Raw genomic sequence first — 24,825 nt, 5'->3', positions numbered from 1 at the left:
GCAACAGGAGTCTAAGATGAAGAAAATGAAATTGTTAGCGCTGGCCGCGGCCGCGGTCTTTGCCGGTAGTCTGGCGGCAGCACCACAGGTAGGACAACCCGCTCCGGCTTTTACCGTAAAAGATTCCGCTGGTCAGGTACATAGCCTGCAGGATTTCGCCGGTAAGAATGTGGTGCTGGAGTGGACCAATCACGATTGCCCGTTTGTGGTAAAACACTATCAGGGCAATATGCAGCAACTGCAACAAGATCTGACATCGCAAGACGTGGTATGGCTGAGTGTGATCTCCTCGGCACCGGGTAAGCAGGGCCATGTAAATCAGGCAAAATCTGACGAGCTGACCAGCAGCCGTGGCGCTGCGCCAACCGCGGTCATTTTCGATGAAGATGGCGTAATGGGTAAAGCCTATGACGCCCGCACCACACCGCATATGTATGTGATTGATAAGAATGGTGTGCTGCAGTATATGGGCGGTATTGATAGCATTCCGTCGGCCAAGGTCGAAGATATCGCCAAAGCCACCCCGTATTTTGCCAATGCCGCTAAGGCCGTGTTAGCAGGCCAGGCGCCGGATCCGGCAGTAACCCGCCCTTATGGATGCAGCATTAAATACTAAGGCTGTGCGCTGGCTGCGACCTGATACAGGCGCAGCCACGCTGTTTTAGTCTGGTTTGGGCAGCAAGGTTAAGCCGTTGTCGGCAAAGGCCTGCTGCATCGCCGGTTGTTGCATAATCTGGCATACCCACTGGTACAGCGCGTCCATTTTTAACGGATGCGCTGGATCCAGCAGCAGTTGTAGTTGGTAACTTTGGTCGACCCGGTCGGAGACAAGCAGGGCTTTCTGATACTGTGGGTAAGACTTTAAATACTGTTTGATAAAGGAGCGGGTTACAATAGCGGTGTCGGTGCGCTGTTTTAACACTAATTCGACACTGGCCAGGTGGTCTGTTACCGGGATCATCAGATACTGGTTCGCCAGGATGTCAGGATCGGTTTCATAGTTAGCGATACGGTAGTGATAACCCAGAATACCGGCTTTGCTCTTTTGGCTCAGATCGGCAAACCATTGCTGCGATTGCGCCTGACTCTGCAGGGCAATAAAAACCTCGTCATCCTGGGCAAAGGCCGGAGATGCCTGCATCATCAGCCCTTTCTTTTGCCAGCCCCAGTTTTCGTCTTCAAAAAAAATTGCATCAAACAGACCCTGTTGAAAGTCCTGATGCCGGCGTACCGGTGTGGTGAGTACTAATTCAAAGTGATATTGCTGCTGTAGTTGATTCAGTTCTGCAATCAATTGCACCGTTAAACCGCTGGCCTGCTGCTGTTGCAGTTGCAAATAAGGTGGGAATTCATAGGCGCCAACCCGCACCGGAATGCTAGCCAGGGCCTGTGGTAAGGCCAGGATTAACATTGTCAGTAATAGCAGTAACTTCATAGGACTGTCCTGTTAACCCGGTACATAACACTGTTGTCAATACGCCCTAGTACTATGGTTAAAAACAGTACAGTCGTCAACTGTAACGGGCGCAGGCGCCGCTAAATTAGCGCTGCCGTTGCGCAGCGGGTACTTAAAAATGCCATTTAAGCAGCAGGTTAAGGTTATTTTCGTGGCTGCGTCGCTCCGGGCTGTCCGCAATACCAAACTTGTTACGCCACAGCACGTACTCGACACCCAGCCAAAGAGGGTTCTCCAAACCTAAAGACGGGCTGACCAGCAATTTAAGCTGAGGTGTCAGGTTCAGATTAGCACGCTGGTCGGCATTACCACTGGCCCAATCCAGAAAGCCATCCAATAAAAACTGCTGCTGACCCAGCTTAAAGGGATAAGCCCAGACCAGTGTCAGCTGCCAGTTGTCAGCACGTAACTGATTATTGCGACGATACAGGTTCGCTTGCAGCATTCGAAAGCCGGGCACGGCCAGATCGACCCCGGCGCCATAAAGATAGTTAGTTGCCTGACTGCTCATCTCCAGATGGCCAGCCAGCAACACATCTTTGATCAGGCCAAACTGAAAGGTCTGGTTGCTGTTTTTGGTTAAGCTAAAACGCGGTTGCCATTCGGCATAATTGTTGCGGCTGCCATCCTGTGAACGCAGATGGTCCAGAAAGAAGAAACTGTCTCCCCAGCTGGTTTGGGCGGCATACTCAAAGGTTAACACCTGGCGGCGTGGGTCGCCCAACCGGTAGTGTTCACCATAGAGGTAACTTAACCGGAAATCCTGCCAGATAATTTTTGCCTGAACTACCGAGGGTAGCAAGCACAGCAATAACAGCCAGATCCGCATGCAGCCATACTCAGAGACAACACTGCTGGAAGTTAAGCTGCTTTTTGGATAACACGCAAGTCCGGCCAAAAATAACGCCGCCAGTCGCAGATCTGGTATATGCTTTTTAATAAAGAAGTTCTGTCGCTGCGATCCTGTGGTAGAGGTAAAGAGATGATTTCAGGCCTGATTATCAGCATTATGCTGTTACTTAGCACGCCAGTGCCTGCTGAGCCACAGCGGATGCAGGTGCTGGTCGGCTTGCATAAGCCACCCTATGTTGACCTGAACGCGGGCGCGGGATACGAGCTGGATCTGCTACGGGAAATCTTTGTCGCCGCCGGCTGGCAGGCCGAATTTACTCATGTACCGAATGGCCGGCTACTACCGATGTTTAAAAGCGGCACCTTTGACGCTGTGACCCTACAGCCAATGAGCGCGACCGAACCGGACTATTTTTATAGTTGCCCCTATATTCAATACCAGAACGTCGTGGCGAGGCTGGCTAACGGCAGGGGTGAACTACAGAGCTTAGCTGAGTTGGCACAGCAACGGGTCATTGCGTTTCAAACCGCGCAGCAGGTATTAGGCGAGGAGTTTCGCCGGGTGATACCGCAAATGGCCAGCTATAGCGAAACCGTTGATCAGAGTAGTCAGGTCGATATGCTGTTACGTCAGCGTGCCGACGCCATAGTGCTGGACCTTAATATCCTGGGTCATCATCTGGATGCGCTGGCGGTGGAGCCGGCATTACAGATCATGACCTTCCAAAGCTCTTACTATCGGGTCGCCTTTCGTGATGCGGCGCAAGCCACCGCCTTTGACCGTGCCCAGCGCGAACTTTGGCGTCAGGCGACCTTTATTGCCTTGCAACAGCGTTACTTCCGGCAGGCCAACCAGCAACTGGCGGCCTTTTGTCCTTAACTAACACCTAGTCGGTTTGTAACGCAGTGATCGGATCCAGCTCAGAGGCCTTGATCGCCGGATAGACGCCAAAGGCGATACCAATCAGCGCACAAATGCTAAAGCTCAGCACTATCGCCGGTAGCGACCAGGACACCGCCCAGCCGGAATAGAAGGCAATTAACTCCGACAGCACTATGCCAAACAAAATACCGGCGATACCACCGACAATGGCAATAGTAAAGCTCTCGGCCACGAACTGCAGTTTAATATCCCGCTTGGTCGCGCCAATTGCCCGCAACAAACCAATTTCTTTGGTCCGCTCCAGCACCGTCGCCAGCATAATGTTCATAATACCGATGCCACCGACCAGCAGCGAAATACCGGCCACACAGGACATGACGATATTAAAAATTTTCTGGGTTTGTTCTTGCTGCGCCAGCAATGCCGCTGGCACCACGATCCGAAAATCATCAATATCATTATGGCGTTGCAACAGCAGATGATTCAGGGCCCGGGCAATCATCGCGGTACTGGCCCCCTCGGCCAGTTGCAGCCGGAAGGAACTGAGTTCCGCATCCAGCGGAATACTGCGAAAACGGTTACGCGCGGTTTGCAGCGGCATAAACAACTGGTTCTGTTCACCACCGAGCTTAATACCCTGAAACTCATTCTGGCCGGTATAGGGCTCGGCCAGCACACCAATGACCTGCAGCCAGACATGGTTAACTTTCACATTTTTGCCAAGCGCATCACCGTCCGGAAACAGACTGGCCGCCATCTGCGAACCCAGGATAGCAACCTGGGCCGCATACAGATCTTCCAGCTCGGTAAAGTTGCGTCCGGCCGCCAGCGGCAGGCTGCTTAGTTCCAGATAGCTGGGTAAGACGCCAATCGCTACCCCTTCGCTTTTGCCGCTATGGCTGATAATGGCATAGGTTTCCAACTGCCGCTCGGCACTATGGCCGGTAATGCCGGGCAGGGTACTGACCGCCGCTTGCAGATCACTCTGGCTCAGGCCAAGGGAATGTTTGCGGTGTTCCAGCAGGGTTTTCTCATCAAAGCTTTTACTCTCGACGATAATATTGCGCAGGCCCATGGTTTCGATGGTTTTTAAGGCTTCGCGCTCTGCGCCTTCGCCAATATTCAGCATCGCGATCACAGCACCAACACCAAAGATCATGCCCAGTAAGGTAAGAAAGGTTCGTAACTTATGCTGCGCCAGTTCGGCCAGCGTATCTTTAAGCATCGCACTGTGCTGCATATTAATTCTCCGGTGCCAGCAGGCTGATCCGATCGCCTGCACTGAGGCCGGCAGTAATTTCGGTATGGGTCAGGCTCTTCGCGCCCAGGCTGACATGCTGGCGAACCAGTTTGCCGGCTTGTTGTTTCCAAACGTACTGCCCTTGTTCGTCGCTAAATACCGCCTGTAGTGGCACGGTCAGGACCTCGGATAAACGATTGGCCAGGATCTCGGCTCTGACCTTGGCACCGGGCAGGAAAAAGCTTTGCTGGCTGTCGGGGGCGACGATCACTTCAATATAGCGCCTTGGGTCGCGTCGCTCGCGGGACTGCGCTACCTGGCCAACACTGACAATTTTACCGGACAGCAGCTGCTCCGGCCGGGCCGTCAGCCGAAAGCTGACGCTTTGCGCCACCGCCAGACCGACGGCTTCCTGCTCAATTATTTGCAGCTTCAGGTGTTGCAGGCTCAGATCGGGGATACTGCCCAGCTTTTCGCCAGGGAACACCATGCGACCGACTTCCGGCTTTTCACCGCGCCAGTTGCTGTCGTAAAGCAGAATACCCCTGTGTGGCGCCCGGATCTCCAGCGCTGACAAGCCGGTTTCGGCCTGTTCTAACAAGCTTTGCTGCTGGCCTTTTTGCAGTTGCAGCAAGTCCAGTTCACCCTGCGAGCGGGCGGCAAAGCTGTGCTGTTGCCAGTTAAGATAGGCTTGCTTTTCGCCAAGAAATTCTTTGTTTTGCAGCGAATCGAGAATTTCCAACCGCGAACGGATCTGGATATCTTCAATACTAAAGCGATCAGCAAAGGCAAACTCTTGCTGCACCAGCCGTTGGTCCAGACCGATATTCGCCAGCTCAGCCGCTTGTTGGGTACCTTTAAATTGTTGATCAGAAAGCACTGCCGCCAGAGAATTACTGGCATCACGGCGGCTGCGCTCCAGTTGGGTGGCGTCAAAGCGGATCACCAGATCGCCGGGTTGAATACTGCTGTACTCCGGCGCCAACTCAGCGATAAAACGCGGGCCCCGGGTATTTTGGGGCGCATTAATACTGATGGAATTTACCGCAAACAGCTCACCTTCGGCACTGATGCGATGTTCCAGCTCACCGCTACTGACTTTAAGCAAGGGCTGGGTTTGTGCCGGATCAGAGCAGCCCACAAGTAGTAGGGCACTCATCGCAACGCTAACAATAAAACCTGAGAGTAACCGCATTAGTTCGCTCCCTGCGACAGACGAATAACCAGGCGGGCACTCATACCCGGCCGCATAATACTTAAGTCCGGCTCATCCAGTTTAATACTGGCATCAACCACCCGGCTCAGGTTTTCGGCGGATCTATTCCGCACCGCCTTACCCAGATCAGTCAGCACCCCGCTAAAGTTCCGCTCGGGATAGGCGTCCAGTGTAATTTGTACTGTCAGACCAGGCTGCAGATATTTCAGGTCAACTTCATCAATTTCTGTTTTGATATAAAGGCTGTCGAGTTGACTGACCTCGGCAATAGGTTGTCCGAATTGTACGGTATCGCCCACTGAGGATTTCTCGCCATTATAGTCAGGCAAATACACCATAATGCCGGCATAGGGGGCTTTGATTTGTAACGAGGCAAACTCCGCCTGCAGTTGCTGTACTTCGGCAGTCAGGCGGGCAATTTTTGATGAGATAATCTGCTTTTCTGCTTCGCGTTGCTGCTGATGAAAATCCAGCCGGCGCTGCGCCAGCTGGTATTGGCTTTGCGCCAGGGTAAAGTCAATCTGTGCTTTACGGCGGTCGTTCTCAGAGCGGGAATGATCGACGATTTCGGCTTTGCGCTGTTCCCGGTCATGATCGTTTTTGCGTTCTGCTAGTTGCAGCTTCAGCTCTTCATAGCGCTGTTCATCCGTGGTCAGGCGGTTTGCCAGCTCCTGCTGGGCGCTTTTCAGTTCAATGCTTTTATTGCGCAGATCATCCTGAATACTCTGGCCGTCAAAGCCCACCACCGGCATCCCGGCTTCTAACATGGCGCCCTCGGGTGCCATTTCGCGGATATTGTATTGCCACATCCGCGCAACACTGGGTGGCGACACTGTAAAGTAGGTCGCTGCCGCCAGCTGACCGGTTGCACGCACCTGTTGACGCTGTTGCTGTTGCGTCACCTCATCGCCGGGCTTGCTGCAGGCGGTCAGGCCGCACAAGCTCAGACTGAATAAACTGATAGTAAAGATAGCGGGCAGCTTCATTAGCGGGCTTCCAGTAATAACCCCATGCCCAGCATAGGTTGATTGATCGGAAAGCGCTCAGCAGTAAATTTGGCGCGGTAATAGAGGGCATTGCCCCAGGCCTGGCGCTTTTCACCCTGGCCGGCCAGTTGCTGTAACGACAGGGTAAAGGGCTGCTCCGGTGCAATATCAAAGCGTGCTTCAATCTGTTTGGCTTGCTGTAGCCGCGCAACGTCGACTTCGTGCACCCAGGCCTCAACATAGAGCCCTTGTTTTTCCGTGACCTCGGCAATTTGCCAACCCGGCTGAGCGGTGACGCCGGCGAATAATTTAGTGCGGTACCAGGGATGCAGGCTGTAACTGATGGCGCCATCCCGTTCGGCATAAACGCTCATATTCTGTAAGTTTTTCTCGGCCTCAGCCAGGTCTGCTGTCGCTTTATCAATCACCAGCTGTTGCTTGTAGAGCGCGTTTTGCTGCTCCTTGCGCGCGGTAACCAGGGTTTCGCCGGCTTTTTTCAGTTCGGTGCGCGCCCGTTGCTGGGTAAGCTGGTTATTTTCATAATCGTACAAACTTAAATTGGCCTTAGGCACAGCGGCATCGATATCGGCCTTTTCCAGCAGTAACTGCCGCCGCTCCAGTTCATACTCGGCTTCCAGCACCTTTAAGGCGTGCTGGCTTTCCAATTGTTTATACTGTTCCTGCGCACTTATCAGGGATGTTTTCAGGCGTTCGATATTGGCTTGAATAGTACCGGCATCGAATACCGCGACCAGGTCGCCGGCCTGTACGGCTTCATTTTCCGGTTTTAGCCACTGCACCTGAATACGCCAGGTGTCGCTCATCGGCGCCACGATATTTTGCCGGTATTCCGACACCAGGCTGCCGGTTAACAGCAGTGGTAACGGCTGCTCGGCTTGCTGGCTGAGTGCCAGCGCAAAGACAAAACTCAGATTGAACATCCGCTATCCTCCAGGATCTGACCATCGCGCATTCGGATCACCCGTTGCGCATAGGCAGCGATATCATCCTCATGCGTCACCATCACCACGGTATTGCCCTGGCGATGTAACTCGGTTAACAGCTGCATAATTTCGACTGAGGTTTTACTGTCGAGGTTACCGGTCGGCTCGTCGGCAAAGATCACCTTGGGGTTATTGATTAGGGCGCGGGCGATAGCAACGCGCTGGCGCTGGCCGCCGGACATCTCAGCTGGTTTATGGTGCATACGGTGGCCCAGACCAACCTGCTGTAACAAGGTTTCGGCCCGTTGTAATGCCTGCTCAGCCGGCGTAGCGGTATAGCGCAGCGGTAGCGCCACGTTCTCGGCAGCGCTAAGGCGTGGTAACAGGTGAAAAGACTGGAAAATAAAACCGATATGCTGATTACGCATGGCGGAGAGGGCGGCGTCATCCAGTTGGCTGACATCGGCGCCGGCTAACTGATAGCTGCCACTGCTTGGCGTATCCAGGCAGCCAAGAATGTTCATTAGTGTCGATTTGCCGGAGCCGGAGCTGCCCATAATGGCAACAAATTCGTTTTCAGCAATTTGCAGACTGACATCCCGTAACGCCTGCACCTGGGTATCGCCACTGCCAAATACTTTGCTAAGTGCTGAGGCCTGGATCATCGCTTTCCCTGTTGTAATAGTTTATTAACAACAGTCTGCCATAGCCGGGCCTGCTGCGACCAGCCAGGCCGACACGAAAAATGTAAGCAGTTATTTCAGGAACAGACATCCTGTTTAGGGAGAAGCAGTGACCAGTGTGTCGGCAGAAGGCGGTTTTCAGACGGCGGCAATCAGAGTAGTATCACTTAATCATGATAACAGGTATTAGCTGATGCTCCGTAGTATTATCACCCTCTGGTTGTGTTGCCTGCTGCTGGTGCCTGCGGTAAAGGCGGTAGCGGCGGAAAGTCAGCTGGCACAATTACCGGTATTGCAGCTGTTAACCGAGCACAGCCCGCCGGGGGAGTATCTGGATGCGCAGGGCGAGCTAAGCGGCGTGACCTATCAGTTACTGCGTGATCTGGCGGATGAACTGCAGGAGCCGGTCCAGTTTCAGTTATTGCCCTGGGCCAGGGCCTTTAGCCTGGCGACCAGTCAGCCCTCCACCGGATTATTTGAAACTACCCGTACTGTGCAACGCGAGGCATTATTTCAGTGGGTTGGCCCATTAAAAATTCATCGTCTTTACTTGTTTGCCCGCAAAGATCGTTTTGATCCGGCACTGCCGCAGCAATTATGGCCGCAGCATTATACGGCTTGTGAATACAACAAATCCGCTTATCTGGAAAAGTTAGCGCAGTTAGGTTTTGTGCAGGAGCCACAGCTGTACCGGCCAATGAAGCAGGGTGATTGCTTTGAGATGTTAATGCGTCAGCGGGTCGATCTGATTTTACTAAGTGATACGTCTTATGCGATGCGCCAACCGGAGCTGGCAGCAAATCAGGTGGAGCTGGTCAAAGTGGCTGAGTTTGCCAGTACGACCCAATATCTGGCTTTTAGTCTGGATGTGCCGGCACGGCGGGTGGCCCGCTGGCAGCAGGCCCTGATGCAAAGCTATCGTGATGGCCGGATGCGTCAACGCTATCAGGGCATTTATCCGGAGGCAATGCTGGAAGCGCTGGAGCAGTTTGCGCAGCAGCAGCTGCCAGAAACTAATTAGTGCTCTTTTCAGTTAATTCCGTCTGAATCATTCATAATTAACTTTAAAGAGCACTAGCGGTCTGCTGCACTGTTGCCAGCAACTCTGGCATGCAGTGCAAATTCCGGCGCTGCATAATCAAGACCCGCCCCAACTCAATAGCCCGCAGCTCCGCCTCTGCCCGCTTACTGGCATCAGTAATTTTCTCCAGATCAGCGACATGCGCCAAGCCAACGGTACGGCGGATCAGCTCACAACCGGCGTAACCCAGACTATCGGCCAATACCTGTTGTAAAAAGTGTTGCTGGTAGCGGCTGTTTTGCAAGGCGCTGTCTTGCGTTTCGCTGGCCATTAACTGGCTAAACTGCGCAGCAAATTGCTGCCAGAGCTCACGGATTTGCGCTAATAAATAGGCTTGTTGCTGCTCTGCTTGTTCTGGCGCAAACAGACCGGGGCAGGCGACGTAGTTTAGCAATAAGTTACCGAGCAGGGACCCGACATCAAAGCCGATCGGGCCATAAAAGCCAAACTCGGCGTCGATGACTTTGCAGTTATCCGCATTAATAAAGATACTGCCGCTATGCACATCACCATGCAGCAAGGCCTGGGGTTTGGACAAAAAGTCGGCCTTTAACGCCGCCACTTCGGCCTGCAGTTCTTCGTCCTGCCACAGCTGGCGTGCCCGCGGCAGGATCAGGGCATGGATAGTATTGCGCTCATGATTACAGTAAGGGTCGGTAAAGAATAAATCCTCGGTGATCAGGCACAGCTCGGGGTTGATAAAGCGTGCCACGGCGGCTTTTTTAACCGGGCCGCTCAGCACAAAATCACTGCTATAAAACAAGGTTTGCGCCAGATAGGTTGCCATCTGGCTGGCCAGATGCGCAAAGGTTTTACCCTTGACCAGTTCGCTGCGCAAAATCTGATACTGCTTCAGATCTTCCATTAAAATAGCCGACAACGCCGGCTCAAAATGCAATACTTCCACCGTATGTTGCGGGCAAAAGCGGCCATGCTGCTGCAACACTTCGGCCTCGATCCGGGCGCGGTCGGTGCTAAGCGGCCAGCTTTCCCCCACGCAACGGGCATAGGGTAATGCCTGCTTGACGATCAGCGAGGTGCCTTTATCATTGCTGACCCGGAATACCAGATTCAGATTACCGTCGCCAAATTCGACGGCAGATAATTTACTGTGATCGCCAAAGAGTTCACTATGCCGGTCCGCAAAACGTAATGCATCGTCTGGGGTAAAGATATGATAAGCCGTCATCGGGTTGCCTCAATCACTTGCTCGGGGGTAAACAGGGCTGCATAATCGCAAAACATCCAGACGTCTGCAACGCCAAATGAGATAAAACAGATGAAAAACCTGACCGCCTTAAGCCTGAAACTAGTCGAGCATCAGCTCTATGTGCTGGACCAAACCTTACTGCCACAGCAACAGCAATGGTTGCATTGCACCACCGTGCCACAGATGGTGAGCCTGATCAAGAACTTACAGTTGCGTGGTGCGCCGGCTATTGGCATTGGCGCTGTGCTGTTACTGGCCTACCGCGCCTTACAGGGGGATAGCCGCGAGCAGCTGCTGCAAGACGCCGCTGTGCTGCGCGCGGCAAGGCCCACCGCAGTCAATTTAATGAATAACCTGGACAGCATGCTGGCGGCGCTGACGCAGCCGGATTTTGTCGCGGCGGCAGTGGCCTGTGCAGAAGCCTTGTTTGCCGAAGATGTGGCGTTATGTGAGCAACTTGCCATAAATGGTGCTGCGCTGGTGCAACCCGGCGAGCGGTTACTGACGCATTGCAATACCGGCGGCCTCGCCACTGCTGGAGTCGGCACTGCATTGGGGGTGATCCGGTTGGCGCAGCAACAGGGCAAAGCTATCCGGCTCTGGGTAGATGAAACCCGGCCGTTATTACAAGGCGGCCGGCTGACAGCCTGGGAGTGCGAACAGCTGGGCATTCCCTATCAGCTGATTTGCGACAATATGGCGGCGATGTTAATGGCTCGCGGTGAGGTGGATCGGATCTTTGTTGGCGCCGACCGTATTGCCGCCAATGGTGACTTTGCCAATAAAGTGGGTACCTATAGCCTGGCGGTGCTGGCGCATTATCATCAGGTGCCGTTTTATGTGGTGGCACCGCGTACGACTATCGATCTGGCCTGTCCGGATGGGGGTGCTATTCCGATCGAGCAGCGCGCTGCGGATGAAGTACGTGGGGTGTCGGGGGCCTTTGGCCAAACGCTGTGGGCGCCGGCGCAGGCCGCGGTATTTAACCCGGCCTTTGATGTGACACCGGCGAAGCTGGTCACCGGCTGGGTGCTGGATAGCGGGGTATATAACCAGCAGCAAATTGCTGATGGTGTGCTACAGCAACTAAACTATTAAGTCGGCGTTAATCACTCAAGTCGCACAGTATGCCGGTGTTGCAGTAGGGTACTGGCAATAAGGAGAATGAAGATGCAAAGCAAGGCAGCAACAATACTGGGTTTTAGCCTGATGCTCGGGCTGGCAGCACTGGGATTTCTGGTGCAGCAAATGGCGGTAAAATTTAAAGAGTATGAGCGGGTGGTGAATGTAAAAGGCCTGGCCGAGCAGGAAGTGGCAGCCGATACCGTAATTTGGCCGATCCAGTTTACGGTGGCCGATAATCAGCTGGGCAGCTTATTTGAAACCCTGGAGCAGCAAAGCGGCCTAATTACGGCGTTTTTGCAACAGGGCGGTGTCGAAGCCAGTGCCATCAGCCGTGCCGCGCCTAATGTGATTGATAAAAAGGCGCAGCAGTATGGTGAAGGCGATCGGGCGGAGTTTCGCTATATCGCCAGCCAGACGCTAACGGTTTACAGTAAGGATGTGGCAAAGATCCGCGGCCTGATCAGTGCTATCGGGCAACTGGGGCGCCAGGGTATTGTCTTTAATCAGGATCCCTACCAGAACCGGGTGGAATATAGCTTTACGGCACTGAATGAGCTAAAGCCACAGATGATTGAGGAAGCGACCAAGCAAGCGCGCGAAGTGGCGTTAAAATTTGCGCAGGATTCAGAGAGCCAGCTGGGTAAAATTAAAACTGCGTCGCAGGGGCAGTTTTCGATTAGCGACCGGGATGCTAATACACCCCATATTAAAAAGGTACGCGTAGTGACCACAGTTGAGTATTATCTGTCTGACTAGGGGTTGAATAAACTAAGGACGCTTGCGTGTTTAAAGCCGCTGCATTATTTGTTGTAAATAAGATTGTTGTCTATAAGGTTGCTATCAGTAAGGCTATCAGGAGTAAGCTGGCTTTCAGTCAGGCCATACTAAGCCTGCTGTTACTTTTTGCGATCAGCCCGCTGGCGGCGACCAGTGATCGCGGTGATCTTTATCAGGAGTTACAGCCGGGACAAACAGCCCAACTGACGGTGTTATATGTGCCTGCAGAAGGCTTTGCTTACCCCAATTTGCAAGGTGAGCTAACCGGGGTGAGTGTCGAAATTATCCGGGACTTTGCGAACTGGCTGCAGCAACAGCATAATCTGAGGCTGCAGCTTAATTTTGTTGCCGAAACGGATTGGCAGCGCTTTTACCGGCGTATTGTGCAGGCGCAAGGCGGCGTCTTTGGCCTAGGCAATGTCACCATTACTGAGCCACGCAAACAAGAGTTAGCCTTTTCACCGCCTTATCTGCACAATATCGCAGCCCTGATCAGCCATCAGGATATCCCTGCTTTGCCAGCATGGCCGGCTTTTCCTGAGCATTTTGCGGCTCTGCAACCGTTGGCATTTAGCGGCACCCTGCATGAACAACGAATAAACCGCTTGCGCGATCAATATCAGCCCAATGCGCTTGTGCATCAGGTTAGCAGTAACCCTGAGCTATTAACCAAGGTTGCCAGTGGTCAATATTATGCCTATGTGGATGCCTATAATTACTGGCGCGCCCGTGAAGCCGGTATGCCGCTGCGCGACCATCCGATAGCGGCAGAAACCGGGGAGACTTTCGGTTTTATTATGCCGCACAATAATGATTGGGCCAGCTTACTGGAGGCATTCTTTAGTGCAGACGGCGGTTACTTAAATAGTGCCCGCTACCGGCAGTTACTGACGGAGCAGCTGGGCCCGGAGTTAGCGCAGTTATTGCTTACAACACGGCAAAACTAAGCCAAAATCCGCATGCTGAGTTTAGCAGGAATGGAGGATTGCAATGGAATTGTTCACACTCTTTGCATTAATTGTCGTTATCAGTTTCAGCTTGGCCTGGCTGATCAAACGACGCCTTGGCGTGAAATTATTCGCCCCGCTGCCTGAATATGACAAGGGTTGGAAAAATATGTTAGCAGCGGCTTTACCAGCCATTTCAGCCGCGATTTCTGTGTCGCTAAGTTACTATATAAACTCGCTGATTTGGCCGTGAGCTTGAGTTTCTAGAGTTGCGGAGACTGTTTTGTATAGCGGTACAGGTTGTTGGCGCAAGCCAGAATAATGATTTCGGTATTAAACAGGCAAAAAAAGGCCCGATTTATTCAATCGGGCTAAGACAAGGTAGACAGGTAAGGGTAGGTTACACCCTTCAACAACTTTAACCGCTGTATTCGAATCTCGAACACGGGTTAACTATAAGCCGTACCAAACAGCTGTACAAACGATAAAAAAACACCTGACAGGTTAAAAAAATTCACCTATGGAGGCGGAACTTTGCTTCAGTTAAAAGTGGCGGAAAATGCCGTTAGCTGGCGGGTTGCAGCGCTACTTCCGGGGTATTAAAGCTTTGCAGTACCCAGTCTATTAATAGCTTAATTTCCGGCCGCTCCGGATCCTCATTATGCTGCACCAGATAGTAACGGTCGCGGCTTAGTAAATCCTGTTCAAACAGCTTGACCAGGGCGCCGCTGCTAAACCAGGCATGGCTGATCGGCATCGGGATCAGCGCCACGCCCAGACCTTGCTGCGCTGCCCGGGCCACACTAAACATACTGTCCAGTTGAATAATTTGTTTTGGTTGAAACTGATGATAACCCACCCGCTCTGCCCATTGGTGCCAGGCTGTGGGCCGCGCCTGATGCAGGATCAGCGGTGTTTTCTCCAGCACCCGGTAGCCTTTGCCATGCAGCTTTTGAAACAAGCTCGGGTTACAGGCCGGGATATAGCTAATGGGGAACAGATCGTAAGACAGCACATCCTGCGGCTTTTTGCCGGATAGCACCACCGACACATCGGTATATTTCGGGCTGTCGCGCCGCGATTTCACCGTTTCCAGTGTCAGGTTAATATTCGGATATTGTTCCGACCAGCCGCGTAAGCGCGGGACAAAGAGCTCACTGGCAAAGAACTCCGGCATCGAGATACTGACTTCTTTGGTACGCTCTACCTGGCTAAACTGGTTAATGGTTTGGCTAAGTTGCTCCAGCAGCGGCTTAATGGCGTGATAAAACTGTTTACCGCTTTCGGTTAATTCAATGGCGCGGGTTTTGCGCTCAAATAAACTCAGGTTCAGGTTATCTTCCAGCTGTTTGATCTGATGGCTTACCGCAGATGGCGTCAGGTACAGCTGTTTCGCCGTTTCTTTAAAGCTAAGGCATTCTGCAGCAACACAGAAACAACGCAAGCCTCGCAGCGGTGTTTGCAAAGACATATCAACTTACCCGGGTATCAGCATCAACGCGAAGTATAGGAAACTAGTATGACAAAATTACTGCAAGAGCTAAACCATAATTAAAAGTGATTTACTTTCAGTTGGTTAAGCTAACTTATCTAGCCCTTTTATCAGTGTTGCACCATTTTGCAGCATCTTACTGCGGCAAAATGGTGTCTGGTAGCGGCTTGTCGCCTAATCTAACAGCGGAAATTGTCGGGCCAGAGTGGTGCCGGTAAAGTGCGCCACCCAACCCGCCGGGTTATTAAACAACCGGATAGCGGTAAAATCCGGGGCGCTGCCCATATCAAACCAATGCGGGGTATTGGCCGGCACACTGATCAGATCATTCTGCTGGCACAACACCTGATAGACCTGCTCACCTAGATGCAGGCAGAACAAGCCCTGACCACGGACAAAAAACCGCACTTCATCTTCGCTATGGATATGCTCATCCAGGAACTTCTGCCGCAGCGCGTCCTTATCCGGATGCGCCGGGTGCAGCGAAATCACGTCCACGGTCTGATAGCCTTGCTCTGCTTTTAGTCGGCTGATATCGGCGGCATAGGCTGAGAGCACCTGTTCGCTACTGCTGCTGGCGCTGATTGGGGCTGCGGCTTGCCATTGTTCAAAGCGAATGCCCTGTTGCTGCAATTTCGCGGCGATCTCAGCGGCGTCGCTACTGCTAAATCGCGCTTGCTGGGGCTGGCTCAGGTCGAAGATTTGTAAACGGCTCATCTAACTTTCCACCTCTTATTGCACCTCAATCTGATAAAAATTTTCGGCCCGCTGGTGCTGGCTGGGCGCTTGCTGCTCCCGGATCAGTTGCACTGTGGCAATGCCAAGCTTAGCGGCGGCGTCGAGCTCGGCCGGGACATCGGATAAAAACAGCACCTGATTGGGCGGTAGCTGTAAATGCTGCAGGATAGCTGCATAGCTGGCGATCTCCTGCTTAGCGCCGATGCGGGTATCAAAGTAGCCGCTGAACAGCGGCCGCAGATCACCTGCCTCGCTGTACTGGAACAGCAGCTGTTGCGCCTGCACTGAGCCGGAGCTGTATACATAAAGTTGGATGCCCTGCTGTTGCCAGTGGCGCAGTTGCGCGGCGGCATCCGGATAAATATGGCCCTGAAAATGGCCTTGCTGATAACCATGCTGCCAAACCATGCCTTGCAGGGTTTTTAGCGGTGTCAGTTTTTTATCGGCAGCGATCCAGTCCAGCAAGGCGGCAATACAGTCGTCGGTGCTGGCGGCCGGCTGGCCCAGCAGGCGCCGGATGGCATCCAGTTCTGCTGCCACCGCCGGCTGCTGTTGCTCACGCTGAATAAAGGCCGGTAAATGCGCTTTGGCGTACGGAAACAAGATGTCGGTGACAAAGCTGATGCGGCTGGTGGTGCCTTCAATATCGGTAATAATGGCGCGGTAGTTCACGGTAAGCCTGTTAATTTAATACGTTCCAGTTCGCAGTGTATAAGAAATTCCCAACCCTCCAAATGCCTTTTTGCCTGCTCCAGGCTGTGGCCCCAGGCATAAAGACCATGGCCGCGTACCAGCAGTGCAAACGGCAAGGGTTTTTGCTGCCAGCGTTGGCGTAGCTGTTTCGCCAGGGCCGGGATATCCTGTGTATTATCAAATACCGCCAGTGGCAATAACTGCTGGTGACTTTTAATGCCGGTGATGGCTTTTTGCATCTCGTAGCCGCTAAACAGATAGCTGTCGGCCTGCACCAGACGCGAAAATACGGTGGCATGTACTGAGTGGGTATGCAGTACTGCTTTAATGGCCGGATCCAGCCGGTATAATTCGGCGTGTAAGGCCGTCTCTGCTGACGGCGTTCCGTGTGGACTGGACAGCTGTTCATCCTGCCAGCTTACCGGTAGCAGATCTTGTGGGCTGAGTTCGCCTTTATCTTTGCCGGAAGCGGTGACCAGGGCGCTGTTTTCGCTCTGACGAATGGAGAAATTACCGCCGGTGGCGGGCACCCAATGCCGGCTGGCGATCCAGCGGCCAAGGCTGCAGAGCGCAATGGCGTTAGGGTTAAGCTGATGCACATGGGCTGTATTATTCATGCTACTGACCTGGTTATTCGCTGCGATTCGTCGCTATTTATTGCCTGACGCGGTTAAATATTATAACCATTAAGGCGTTTATACGCTTGAGCGTTTAGATGTCTATACTTGAAACCTGCCAAATGATAGCATTGATGCCGGTTTTCGCAACTTTTTCAGCCCTTATGTCGATAGTTTCCAAGTTACCCGCGGTGGGCACCACCATCTTCAGTCAGATGTCGCAGTTAGCGGCAGAGCAGCAAGCCATTAATTTATCGCAGGGTTTTCCCGATTTTGCTGCCGATAGCCAGCTTTTGGCCGCGCTGGCCAGGCACAGTAGCGCTGGCTTAAACCAATATGCGCCGATGCCGGGTGTTCCCTTGTTACTGCAGCAAATTGCCGCCCTGACCGCACGCTGTTATGGCCGAGTTCTGGATGAGAGCCGTGAGATCACCGTCACCAGCGGCGCCACTGAGGCCTTATTTGTCGCGATCCAGATGCTGGTGCAGCCGGGTGACGAGGTACTCCTGTTTGACCCGGCATACGACAGCTATAGCCCGGCTATTCAGTTGGCCGGTGGTGTACCGGTGCATTTGCGTTTAGAGGCGCCGGATTATCGGGTTGACTGGCAGCAGGTGGCGACACGGCTCACGCCGCGTACCAAGTTGATTATCGTCAATAGCCCGCATAATCCAACCGGAATGGTATTTAGCCATGCAGACTGGCTGGCCTTGCAGCACTTGGTTACCCAGCATGGCCTGTATTGTCTTAGTGACGAAGTTTACGAGCATATGGTGTACGATGCGGCACCGCGGCTGAGCGCGAATTGTTTTGCGGAACTGGCGGCACGTTCGGTTATTGTGTCATCCTTTGGTAAAACCTTTCATGTTACCGGCTGGAAACTCGGTTATGCGGTGGCGCCAGCTGGGCTGATGACAGAGTTTCGGAAAATTCATCAGTATGTCACCTTCTCCAGTTTTACGCCGGCGCAATATGCGATCGCCGAGATGCTGCGCGAACAGCCGCAGCAGGTGACCGAGCTGGCGGCGTTTTACCAGCACAAGCGCGATCAGTTCCGCCAGGCGTTAAGCGGTAGTCGGTTCAGCTTGTTACCTTGTCAGGGTACTTATTTTCAGCTGCTGGACTATAGCGCCATTGCGCCAGAGCTGGATGACCTCAGTTTTTGCCGTTATCTGACCATCGAGCATAAAGTGGCGGCGATCCCGCTGTCGGTATTTTATCAGCATGGGTCCAATGCACGGATAATCCGGCTGTGTTTTGCCAAGCAGGATACGACACTGGCTCAGGCCGCGGAGGTGTTATGCCGGCTGTGATGGCACCCAAGCTAAGGGTAGCGATGCTGCAAACAGAACTGGTATGGCAGGATACTGCGGCTAACCTGCAGGCGCTGTCGCGGCAACTGGCCGCCGCCCCGGCCGCAGACTTGCTGGTATTGCCAGAAATGTTTGCCAGTGGTTTTAGTATGGACAGTGCCCGTATCGCCGAGCATGAGCCCGGGCCGGCACTAAGCTGGCTTAAACAGCAGGCGGCGCACTATCAAAGTGCCATTGCCGGTTCGCTGGCGGTTCGCGCAGCTGACGGGCACTATGTGAACCGGCTGTATTTTGTCACCCCGGATGGTGCGGTACAGTCCTATGATAAACGCCATTTATTCCGCATGGCCGGTGAGCATCAGGCTTATGCCGCCGGACAGCAGCGGGTTATTGTTAACTGGCAAGGCTGGCGCATCTTGCTGCAGGTCTGTTATGACCTGCGCTTTCCGGTTTTTAGCCGCAACCTGGGCGATTATGATGCCATAATTTATGTCGCAAACTGGCCGGCGCCGCGTAGCCGCGCCTGGTGGTTATTATTGCAGGCCAGAGCGATTGAAAATCAGGCCTATGTGTTTGGCTGCAACCGGGTGGGGCAGGATGCTAATGGTCTTAATTACCGCGGCGATAGCCTGATTGTCGATTATCTGGGCCAGCCACTGGCTGAGCTGGCGCCTGAGCAGAGCGGCATCCTTTATGCCGAGGTCGATCTGGCGGCGTTACAGCAGTTCCGGCAGCAGTTTCCGGCGCAGCTGGATGCCGATGCTTTCGAATTACGTTAGTGCCAAACCGCAGCTGCGGTAAGCTGGCGCAGGGAGTTTAGCGATGTCGCGTGCTGCACCGACTGCCGTGATCTTTAGCGGTTTCTTTATCCTCGGTAACCTGATTATTCTGTGGGGCTTGCTGCTGCCTGATTTGGCGGCAGAGCTGGCGCTATCGAAAAGCCTTAGCGGTCTGTTCTTTAGTCTGATGTCGGTTGGCACCATACTCGGTGCCGTGCTGGGCGGTAAGTATGCGCAGAAGTTTCAGTTTTTAAAGCTGTTCGCGGCACTGGCGCTGTTATCCGCCTGTTGGTTACTACTGATCTCGCTGGTTAACGACTGGCGCTATTTACTGCTGCTGATCACTCTGATCGGCATGACCTATTCCATTATGTTTACCATTGGCCATACGCTGATCGCCCGCTTATTTGCTAACCGCAGGGCGGCGATGATGGGACTGATGGACTTTATGTTTAGTCTTGGCACCCTTACCGCGCCCCTGTGGGTGGTACTGCTGTTCCGCTACCTGGATGACTGGCGCTGGCCGCTACGGATCCTTGCTTTTGGCCTGCTTGTTATTGCCTGTTACAGCTACTGGGCGGCTTCAAGGTTACCGGCTTTGGCGCAGCCGGCGCGTAGCGGCGCCAGAAGTTTGTCTTACACGGCATTATTACGCCAGCCACTGTTTTTACTGCTACTACTGGTGATGATTGGTTATGGCGCGGCGGAGTGGGGCCAGGGTAACTGGTTTGTCAGCTATGCGGTAACCGGCCTCGGTTTACAGGCAGAGCAAAGCCGGTTACTGCTGGCCTGGTTTACCGGCGGTATGGTGCTGAGCCGGCTGGGCTTTGCGCTCTTGCTGCGTTGGTTAACGGCAAGCCAGTTGTTACTGTTGTTAGGTATCCTGACCGTCAGTGGTGCTTTGTTGGTAAAGCTGGGAGCGACAGTTGCGCTGCTCGGGGTAGGAAATTTATTGCTGGGTCTGGGGATTGGCGCCATTTTCCCGTTGATGCTGGCTACGGTGATGGATCTGGATAGTGACAATGGCCCGGTACTGTCCGGTATTGCCAGCATTGGCAGTGCGGTTGGTTTCCAGTTTGCCGGACTACTAACCGGGCTTTGGGCCGAGCAAGCCGGCATCGTTAATGCGTTCTGGCTGGTGCCACTGGCCAGTTTCTGGTTATTGCTGACCCTGCTCGTGTTTTGTCGACTGCTGGCGGCACGCGTAAGCAGGGCTTGACCGGCGACGGATTCGCGGCAACACTATATGCCCATTGGTTAACCGGGTTTCAAATAGTGAAACAACTCGATTGGGCAGCCCTGCAACAGGCTGCCAAAGATGCCGCCGCGCAGGCTTATGCGCCCTATAGTCAGTTTCCGGTTGGTGTGGCAGTACTGGCTGAAAATGGTCAGATCTTCACCGGCTGTAATGTTGAGAACGCTTCCTACGGCGGTACGGTTTGCGCCGAGCGTAATGCCATCGCCGCCGCCGTGGTGGCCGGCCAACGTCGCTTTCAGGCGTTAATGGTATATACCCCGCAAACGAAACTTACACCGCCCTGCGGTATTTGCCGGCAGGTGATCGCCGAATTCTTTTTACCAGACAGTCCGATCGCCAGTTGTAATCATTTAGGCGAGCAACAGAGCTGGAGTTTGCAGCAATTATTGCCGGATGCGTTTACGCCAACCTATCTTGCAGCCAGCACAAAAATTGAAAAGGATGTATAAATGGCCATTCCACAGGAAATTATTAAACGTAAGCGCAATGGTGGCGTGTTAAACGAAGCCGAGATCCGGCAGTTTGTGCAGGGGCTGACCGACGACAGCTTTAGCGATAGCCAGGCTGCGGCGCTGGCGATGGCGATTTATTTAAATGGCATGACGGTACCGGAAACGGTAGCACTGACGCTGGCCATGCGCGACTCCGGTACTGTATTACAATGGCCGGGCCTGAATGGTCCGGTGGTGGATAAACACAGTACTGGCGGTGTCGGTGACAAGGTGACCCTGATGCTGGCGCCGATGGTTGCGGCCTGTGGCGCCTTTATGCCCAGTATTGCCGGGCGCGGCCTCGGGCACACCGGTGGTACCGTCGATAAACTGGAAGCTATACCGGGCTATAGCTGTACGCAACCCCTGACGAAAATTCGCCAGCTGTTACCTGAGCTGGGCTGTGTCATTGTCGGCCAGAGCAGTGAACTGGCGCCGGCCGATCGCCGGCTCTATGGGATTCGCGATGTGACGGCGACAGTGGAATCCATTCCGCTGATTACCGCTTCTATTCTATCGAAAAAGCTGTCCGAAGGGCTGGATGCCCTGGTGATGGATGTCAAAGTCGGTAACGGTGCCATTATGGCCACGGCAGAGGATGCCAGTGCCTTAGCCCACAGTATTGTTAACACCGCAACTGGCGCCGGTGTCGCCACCCGGGCCCTGATTACTGATATGAATCAGATCCTCGGCACCACCGCCGGTAATGCGCTGGAAGTGGTCGAAACGCTGGATTATCTGACCGGCAAATACCGCGAACCACGGTTACACCAGCTGACGCTGGAGTTGGGTGCCAATATGCTGCTGCTCGGTAAACGCTATCAGGATAAGGCCGCCGCCATCGCTGCGCTGGAACATAGTCTGAGCAGTGGTAAAGCCGCTGAAATCTTTGCCAAAATGGTCAGTGCCTTGGGAGGGCCGGCAGATTTACTGGAGCGGCCTGATAACTATCTGGCGCAGGCGCCGGTGGTTGTTCCGGTACTGGCTCCACAAACGGGCAAACTGGTCTATACTGACACCGTTGGCTTAGGGATGGCGGTGGTACGTTTGGGCGGCGGTCGCTCACACCCGGCACAACAAATTGATCCGGCAGTGGGTTTTAGCAACATTGTTGCCGCGGGCACTGAGGTTAGCGCCGGCGAGCCGATTGCGATGGTGCATGCAGCGACTAGCGAGGCTGCCGCTGTAGCACAAGCGGAATATCTGGCGGCCTGTCAGTTTGGTGCCGCTGTCAGTTACCCATTATTGCATCAGGTTATCGGCTAACCGAAAGGCTGCAGAATTTCTGCAGCATCCGCCCTGATAACACAAGAGGGAATTTTAGTGTTAAGTAGTGCGTTTTATCTGGTGGCGACCTCAATATTGCCCGCAGCTGCTGCGGCGGGCAATCCTACTGTGGTCTGGTTACAAACAGATTGGGCACCGCACCAGATCCTGGAAGGGCCACATCTGGGTAAGGGCACCTTTGATCTGTTACTTAAGCGCTTGGCGGCCTTACTGCCGCAGTATCAGCATCAAAGCCGCTTAATCAGTCTGGGGCGAATTGAGCCGCATTTTCAGCGCAGCGACGAAATTATCTGTATCGCGGGCTCGTTGTATACCGAGGAGCGGGCCAGTACCCGTTATTACTCTTTGCCGGTGGCGATCGGCCCGGGCTTCGCGGTAAATTATGTTAGTACTAGCATGGTCGCCGACTATGTTGAAGGCGATCTGACGTTGGATATTAATAAGCTGGTACAGCATCCGGAGCTGATTGGCGCCTATCAACCCAACAGGTATTATCCCGAGGTGATGCTACAGGCGATAGGCCAGCAAGGCAGCAATCTGCTGGCGACAGAGTTTACCAGTGAATTGAATGCGGCAGCGCTGCTGCATTCCCGACGTATCGATTATGTCATTGAATACCCTGAGCGGATGCAGTTTTATCAGCGTAACCTGGCTTATACCAGCGATATTGCCAGCGCCGCGCTGCTTGGTGCTTCGCCTTATTCGGTGTCCTATATCACTTGCAATAAGCATCCGTTGAGTCAGCAGCTGATCACGGAAATCAATCAGGTATTACCGGTATTGTGGCAGGCTGATGATTTTCAGGAGCTGCTGTTTTACTGGCTGGATCAGAACGCCAGACAAATTTTGCTGCCGAAATTTCTGCAGTTGAAGCAGCAAATGGCAGAAAAAAACCGGCCTTAAGCCGGTTTTTTCTAGCTGACAGAATTAAGATTTCTGCCGCTTCATCGCGTCGAAAAACTCATCGTTGGTTTTGGTCATCGAAAGCTTATCGATCAGGAACTCCATGCAATCTGTCTCATCCATTGGATTGAGGATCTTGCGTAAAATCCACATTTTTTGCAGCTCTTCCGGTGACGCCAATAACTCTTCGCGGCGGGTACCAGAGCGGTTAAAGTCGATAGCAGGGAATACCCGGCGCTCAGCAATTTTGCGCGACAGGTGTAATTCCATATTACCGGTACCTTTAAACTCTTCGTAGATAACCTCGTCCATTTTCGAGCCGGTATCAACCAACGCCGTCGCGATGATGGTCAGGCTGCCACCTTCTTCCACATTACGGGCGGCACCGAAGAAGCGTTTTGGTTTATGCAGCGCGTTGGCATCGACACCACCGGTTAATACTTTGCCGGAGCTTGGGATCACGGTGTTGTAAGCACGGGCTAAACGGGTAATTGAGTCGAGCAGGATAATCACATCTTTTTTGTGTTCGACCAAGCGCTTGGCTTTTTCAATCACCATCTCCGCAACCTGGACGTGACGGCTGGCTGGTTCATCGAAAGTCGAGGCCACCACTTCACCTTTTACCAGGCGTTGCATCTCGGTGACTTCTTCCGGACGCTCATCGATCAGTAATACCATCAGCACACACTCAGGGTGGTTGGCGGCAATCGACTGTGCAATATTCTGTAATAAGATGGTTTTACCGGCTTTCGGCGGGGCTACAATCAGACCACGTTGACCACGGCCAATCGGCGCTGCCAGATCTAATACCCGGGCAGTGATATCTTCACGGCTGCCATTACCCCGTTCCATCCGCAGGCGTGAATTGGCGTGCAGAGGCGTTAAGTTTTCAAACAGGATCTTATTGCGGGCCTGCTCTGGTTTACCGAAGTTGACTTCGCTGACTTTTAACAGCGCGAAATAACGCTCACCTTCTTTCGGTGGCCGGATCAAACCTGAAATACTGTCACCGGTACGCAGGTTAAAACGGCGGATCTGACTCGGCGAGACATAGATATCATCCGGGCCGGCCAGATAAGAGCTGTCAGAGGAGCGCAGAAAACCGAAGCCGTCCTGTAGAATTTCCAGTACGCCGTCACCGTAAATTTCTTCACCGTTCTTGGCATGGGCTTTCAGGATGGCGAAAATGATGTCTTGCTTGCGCAGACGGGCCATATTTTCCTGGCCCATAGACTCAGCCAGCTCAACCAGTTCGCTAATTGGCTTCAGTTTCAGTTCTGTTAAATGCATATTTGATGGGTTCTTGTTGGTAAAAACAGAGTAAAAGCTTATCGGTTCGATAAAAATAAGGGATTGAAGTTGGTTTTTTCGACAGACAAGCGTGGTTCAGGACTTTTGCTATTGCACACAATAGCAGCTGATGATGACTGCGTCCAGCAGACAATTTAAAAAGGCGTATAAAAATACGCCTTTTTCGTACCGTACTTAGATATTGCTATCCAGGAACTGCTTTAACTGGGTTTTTGACAGCGCACCAACCTTGGTTGCTGCAACCTGACCGTTTTTGAATAACAGTAAGGTTGGAATACCACGAATACCAAACTTAGGTGGTGTATTCGGGTTCTGGTCGATATTGACCTTAGCAACAGTGACCTTACCGGCGTATTCAGTGGCGACATCATCCAGGATTGGCGCGATCATTTTACAAGGCCCACACCACTCTGCCCAGAAGTCTACCAGTACCGGCGCTTCTGCTTTTAACACGTCAGTTTCGAAACTGTCGTCAGAAACCTGTAAAATATGTTCGCTCATCTATTTCTCCGTTCAGGCTGTGCAGTTACACTGCAAATATCT

26 protein-coding genes are annotated in these 24,825 nt (G+C 53.1%); 12 read left to right on the top strand and 14 right to left on the bottom strand.

The window, feature by feature from the left end:
• The first annotated feature begins 16 nt into the window (after positions 1-16).
• Complete coding sequence (locus tag H1D31_RS04375; protein ID WP_065954897.1) at positions 17-616, top strand: redoxin domain-containing protein; 600 nt, start codon at positions 17-19, stop codon at positions 614-616.
• A gap of 45 nt (positions 617-661) precedes the next feature.
• Here H1D31_RS04375 and H1D31_RS04370 read toward each other — a convergent pair whose 3' ends face one another.
• Positions 662-1,435 (bottom strand): amino acid ABC transporter substrate-binding protein, encoded by a 774-nt coding sequence (locus H1D31_RS04370; protein ID WP_261256366.1) that lies wholly within the window; start codon positions 1,433-1,435, stop codon positions 662-664.
• A gap of 133 nt (positions 1,436-1,568) precedes the next feature.
• Positions 1,569-2,285, bottom strand: coding sequence for an outer membrane protein OmpK (locus H1D31_RS04365; protein ID WP_261256364.1), 717 nt, complete (start codon positions 2,283-2,285; stop codon positions 1,569-1,571).
• Positions 2,286-2,438: 153 nt separating this feature from the next.
• Here H1D31_RS04365 and H1D31_RS04360 point away from each other — a divergent pair, with 153 nt between their 5' ends.
• A complete protein-coding gene (locus tag H1D31_RS04360; RefSeq protein WP_261256362.1) occupies positions 2,439-3,188 on the top strand; it encodes a substrate-binding periplasmic protein in 750 nt (249 codons plus the stop codon).
• A 7-nt stretch (positions 3,189-3,195) separates the two neighbouring features.
• Here the strand turns inward: H1D31_RS04360 and H1D31_RS04355 are convergent, their stop codons facing one another.
• Genes H1D31_RS04355 through H1D31_RS04335 form a run of 5 tightly spaced genes read right to left on the bottom strand, consistent with a single transcriptional unit; the run spans position 3,196 to position 8,242 of the window.
• Positions 3,196-4,431: an ABC transporter permease gene (locus tag H1D31_RS04355; protein ID WP_261256359.1), complete on the bottom strand. Its 1,236-nt coding sequence runs from the start codon at positions 4,429-4,431 to the stop codon at positions 3,196-3,198.
• A 1-nt stretch (position 4,432) separates the two neighbouring features.
• Positions 4,433-5,626, bottom strand: a complete 1,194-nt coding sequence (locus H1D31_RS04350) for an efflux RND transporter periplasmic adaptor subunit (RefSeq protein ID WP_261256356.1) — start codon at positions 5,624-5,626, stop codon at positions 4,433-4,435.
• Positions 5,626-6,633 (bottom strand): HlyD family secretion protein, encoded by a 1,008-nt coding sequence (locus tag H1D31_RS04345; RefSeq protein WP_261256355.1) that lies wholly within the window; start codon positions 6,631-6,633, stop codon positions 5,626-5,628. Before H1D31_RS04345 ends, H1D31_RS04350 begins: the two co-directional genes overlap by 1 nt.
• Positions 6,633-7,574, bottom strand: coding sequence for a multidrug transporter (locus H1D31_RS04340; protein ID WP_261256353.1), 942 nt, complete (start codon positions 7,572-7,574; stop codon positions 6,633-6,635). The genes H1D31_RS04345 and H1D31_RS04340 overlap by 1 nt, the downstream gene beginning before the upstream one ends.
• Positions 7,562-8,242, bottom strand: a complete 681-nt coding sequence (locus H1D31_RS04335) for an ABC transporter ATP-binding protein (RefSeq protein WP_261256351.1) — start codon at positions 8,240-8,242, stop codon at positions 7,562-7,564. The genes H1D31_RS04340 and H1D31_RS04335 overlap by 13 nt, the downstream gene beginning before the upstream one ends.
• A 211-nt stretch (positions 8,243-8,453) precedes the next feature.
• On the opposite strand from H1D31_RS04335, the gene H1D31_RS04330 reads away from it, so the two are divergent.
• Positions 8,454-9,281 carry a substrate-binding periplasmic protein gene (locus H1D31_RS04330; protein ID WP_261256349.1) on the top strand — a complete coding sequence of 276 codons (828 nt, stop codon included), beginning with the start codon at positions 8,454-8,456 and terminating at the stop codon, positions 9,279-9,281.
• 43 nt (positions 9,282-9,324) lie between these two features.
• Here the strand turns inward: H1D31_RS04330 and mtnK are convergent, their stop codons facing one another.
• Positions 9,325-10,530 (bottom strand): S-methyl-5-thioribose kinase, encoded by a 1,206-nt coding sequence (gene mtnK, locus H1D31_RS04325; RefSeq protein ID WP_261256348.1) that lies wholly within the window; start codon positions 10,528-10,530, stop codon positions 9,325-9,327.
• Positions 10,531-10,620: 90 nt separating this feature from the next.
• Here mtnK and mtnA point away from each other — a divergent pair, with 90 nt between their 5' ends.
• The 3 genes from mtnA (at position 10,621) to H1D31_RS04310 (ending at position 13,400) form a co-directional block, all read left to right on the top strand.
• Positions 10,621-11,649 (top strand): S-methyl-5-thioribose-1-phosphate isomerase, encoded by a 1,029-nt coding sequence (mtnA, locus tag H1D31_RS04320; protein ID WP_261256346.1) that lies wholly within the window; start codon positions 10,621-10,623, stop codon positions 11,647-11,649.
• A 72-nt stretch (positions 11,650-11,721) separates the two neighbouring features.
• Positions 11,722-12,432 carry an SIMPL domain-containing protein gene (locus H1D31_RS04315; RefSeq protein ID WP_261256344.1) on the top strand — a complete coding sequence of 237 codons (711 nt, stop codon included), beginning with the start codon at positions 11,722-11,724 and terminating at the stop codon, positions 12,430-12,432.
• A gap of 26 nt (positions 12,433-12,458) precedes the next feature.
• Entirely contained in the window at positions 12,459-13,400 is a 942-nt protein-coding gene (locus tag H1D31_RS04310) for a substrate-binding periplasmic protein (protein WP_261256342.1), read from the top strand.
• 565 nt (positions 13,401-13,965) lie between these two features.
• On the opposite strand, the gene H1D31_RS04305 is transcribed toward H1D31_RS04310, so the two are convergent.
• The 4 genes from H1D31_RS04305 to H1D31_RS04290 form a co-directional block, all read right to left on the bottom strand.
• On the bottom strand, positions 13,966-14,871 hold the full coding sequence (locus H1D31_RS04305; protein WP_008609725.1) for a LysR substrate-binding domain-containing protein: 906 nt from the start codon (positions 14,869-14,871) through the stop codon (positions 13,966-13,968).
• A gap of 195 nt (positions 14,872-15,066) precedes the next feature.
• Positions 15,067-15,609, bottom strand: coding sequence for a 1,2-dihydroxy-3-keto-5-methylthiopentene dioxygenase (locus tag H1D31_RS04300; protein WP_261256340.1), 543 nt, complete (start codon positions 15,607-15,609; stop codon positions 15,067-15,069).
• 15 nt (positions 15,610-15,624) lie between these two features.
• Positions 15,625-16,302 (bottom strand): acireductone synthase, encoded by a 678-nt coding sequence (mtnC, locus tag H1D31_RS04295; RefSeq protein ID WP_261256338.1) that lies wholly within the window; start codon positions 16,300-16,302, stop codon positions 15,625-15,627.
• On the bottom strand, positions 16,299-16,940 hold the full coding sequence (locus H1D31_RS04290; protein ID WP_261256336.1) for a methylthioribulose 1-phosphate dehydratase: 642 nt from the start codon (positions 16,938-16,940) through the stop codon (positions 16,299-16,301). The genes mtnC and H1D31_RS04290 overlap by 4 nt, the downstream gene beginning before the upstream one ends.
• A 134-nt stretch (positions 16,941-17,074) precedes the next feature.
• Between H1D31_RS04290 and H1D31_RS04285 the strand changes: the two genes are divergently transcribed.
• Genes H1D31_RS04285 through H1D31_RS04260 form a run of 6 tightly spaced genes read left to right on the top strand, consistent with a single transcriptional unit; the run spans position 17,075 to position 22,971 of the window.
• On the top strand, positions 17,075-18,253 hold the full coding sequence (locus tag H1D31_RS04285) for a methionine aminotransferase (protein ID WP_261256442.1): 1,179 nt from the start codon (positions 17,075-17,077) through the stop codon (positions 18,251-18,253).
• A complete protein-coding gene (locus H1D31_RS04280; protein WP_261256334.1) occupies positions 18,241-19,032 on the top strand; it encodes an amidohydrolase in 792 nt (263 codons plus the stop codon). The genes H1D31_RS04285 and H1D31_RS04280 overlap by 13 nt, the downstream gene beginning before the upstream one ends.
• A 43-nt stretch (positions 19,033-19,075) precedes the next feature.
• A complete protein-coding gene (locus H1D31_RS04275) occupies positions 19,076-20,251 on the top strand; it encodes an MFS transporter (protein WP_008609719.1) in 1,176 nt (391 codons plus the stop codon).
• Between the two features lie 56 nt (positions 20,252-20,307).
• Entirely contained in the window at positions 20,308-20,739 is a 432-nt protein-coding gene (locus tag H1D31_RS04270) for a cytidine deaminase (RefSeq protein WP_008609718.1), read from the top strand.
• Positions 20,740-22,047 (top strand): thymidine phosphorylase, encoded by a 1,308-nt coding sequence (gene deoA / locus H1D31_RS04265; protein ID WP_065954876.1) that lies wholly within the window; start codon positions 20,740-20,742, stop codon positions 22,045-22,047. It begins immediately after the preceding gene.
• Between the two features lie 57 nt (positions 22,048-22,104).
• Complete coding sequence (locus H1D31_RS04260; protein WP_008609716.1) at positions 22,105-22,971, top strand: hypothetical protein; 867 nt, start codon at positions 22,105-22,107, stop codon at positions 22,969-22,971.
• Positions 22,972-22,995: 24 nt separating this feature from the next.
• Here the strand turns inward: H1D31_RS04260 and rho are convergent, their stop codons facing one another.
• Entirely contained in the window at positions 22,996-24,261 is a 1,266-nt protein-coding gene (gene rho, locus H1D31_RS04255; RefSeq protein ID WP_008609715.1) for a transcription termination factor Rho, read from the bottom strand.
• A gap of 195 nt (positions 24,262-24,456) precedes the next feature.
• A complete protein-coding gene (gene trxA / locus H1D31_RS04250; RefSeq protein ID WP_008609714.1) occupies positions 24,457-24,783 on the bottom strand; it encodes a thioredoxin TrxA in 327 nt (108 codons plus the stop codon).
• Positions 24,784-24,825: the final 42 nt, after the last annotated feature.

The organism is Alishewanella sp. BS5-314, assembly GCF_025377695.1.
In the GTDB taxonomy this organism is placed as follows: Bacteria; Pseudomonadota; Gammaproteobacteria; order Enterobacterales; family Alteromonadaceae; genus Alishewanella; species Alishewanella aestuarii.
The sequence above is the reverse complement of the archived record's forward strand: the minus strand, read 5'-3'. Positions and strand labels throughout refer to the sequence as shown.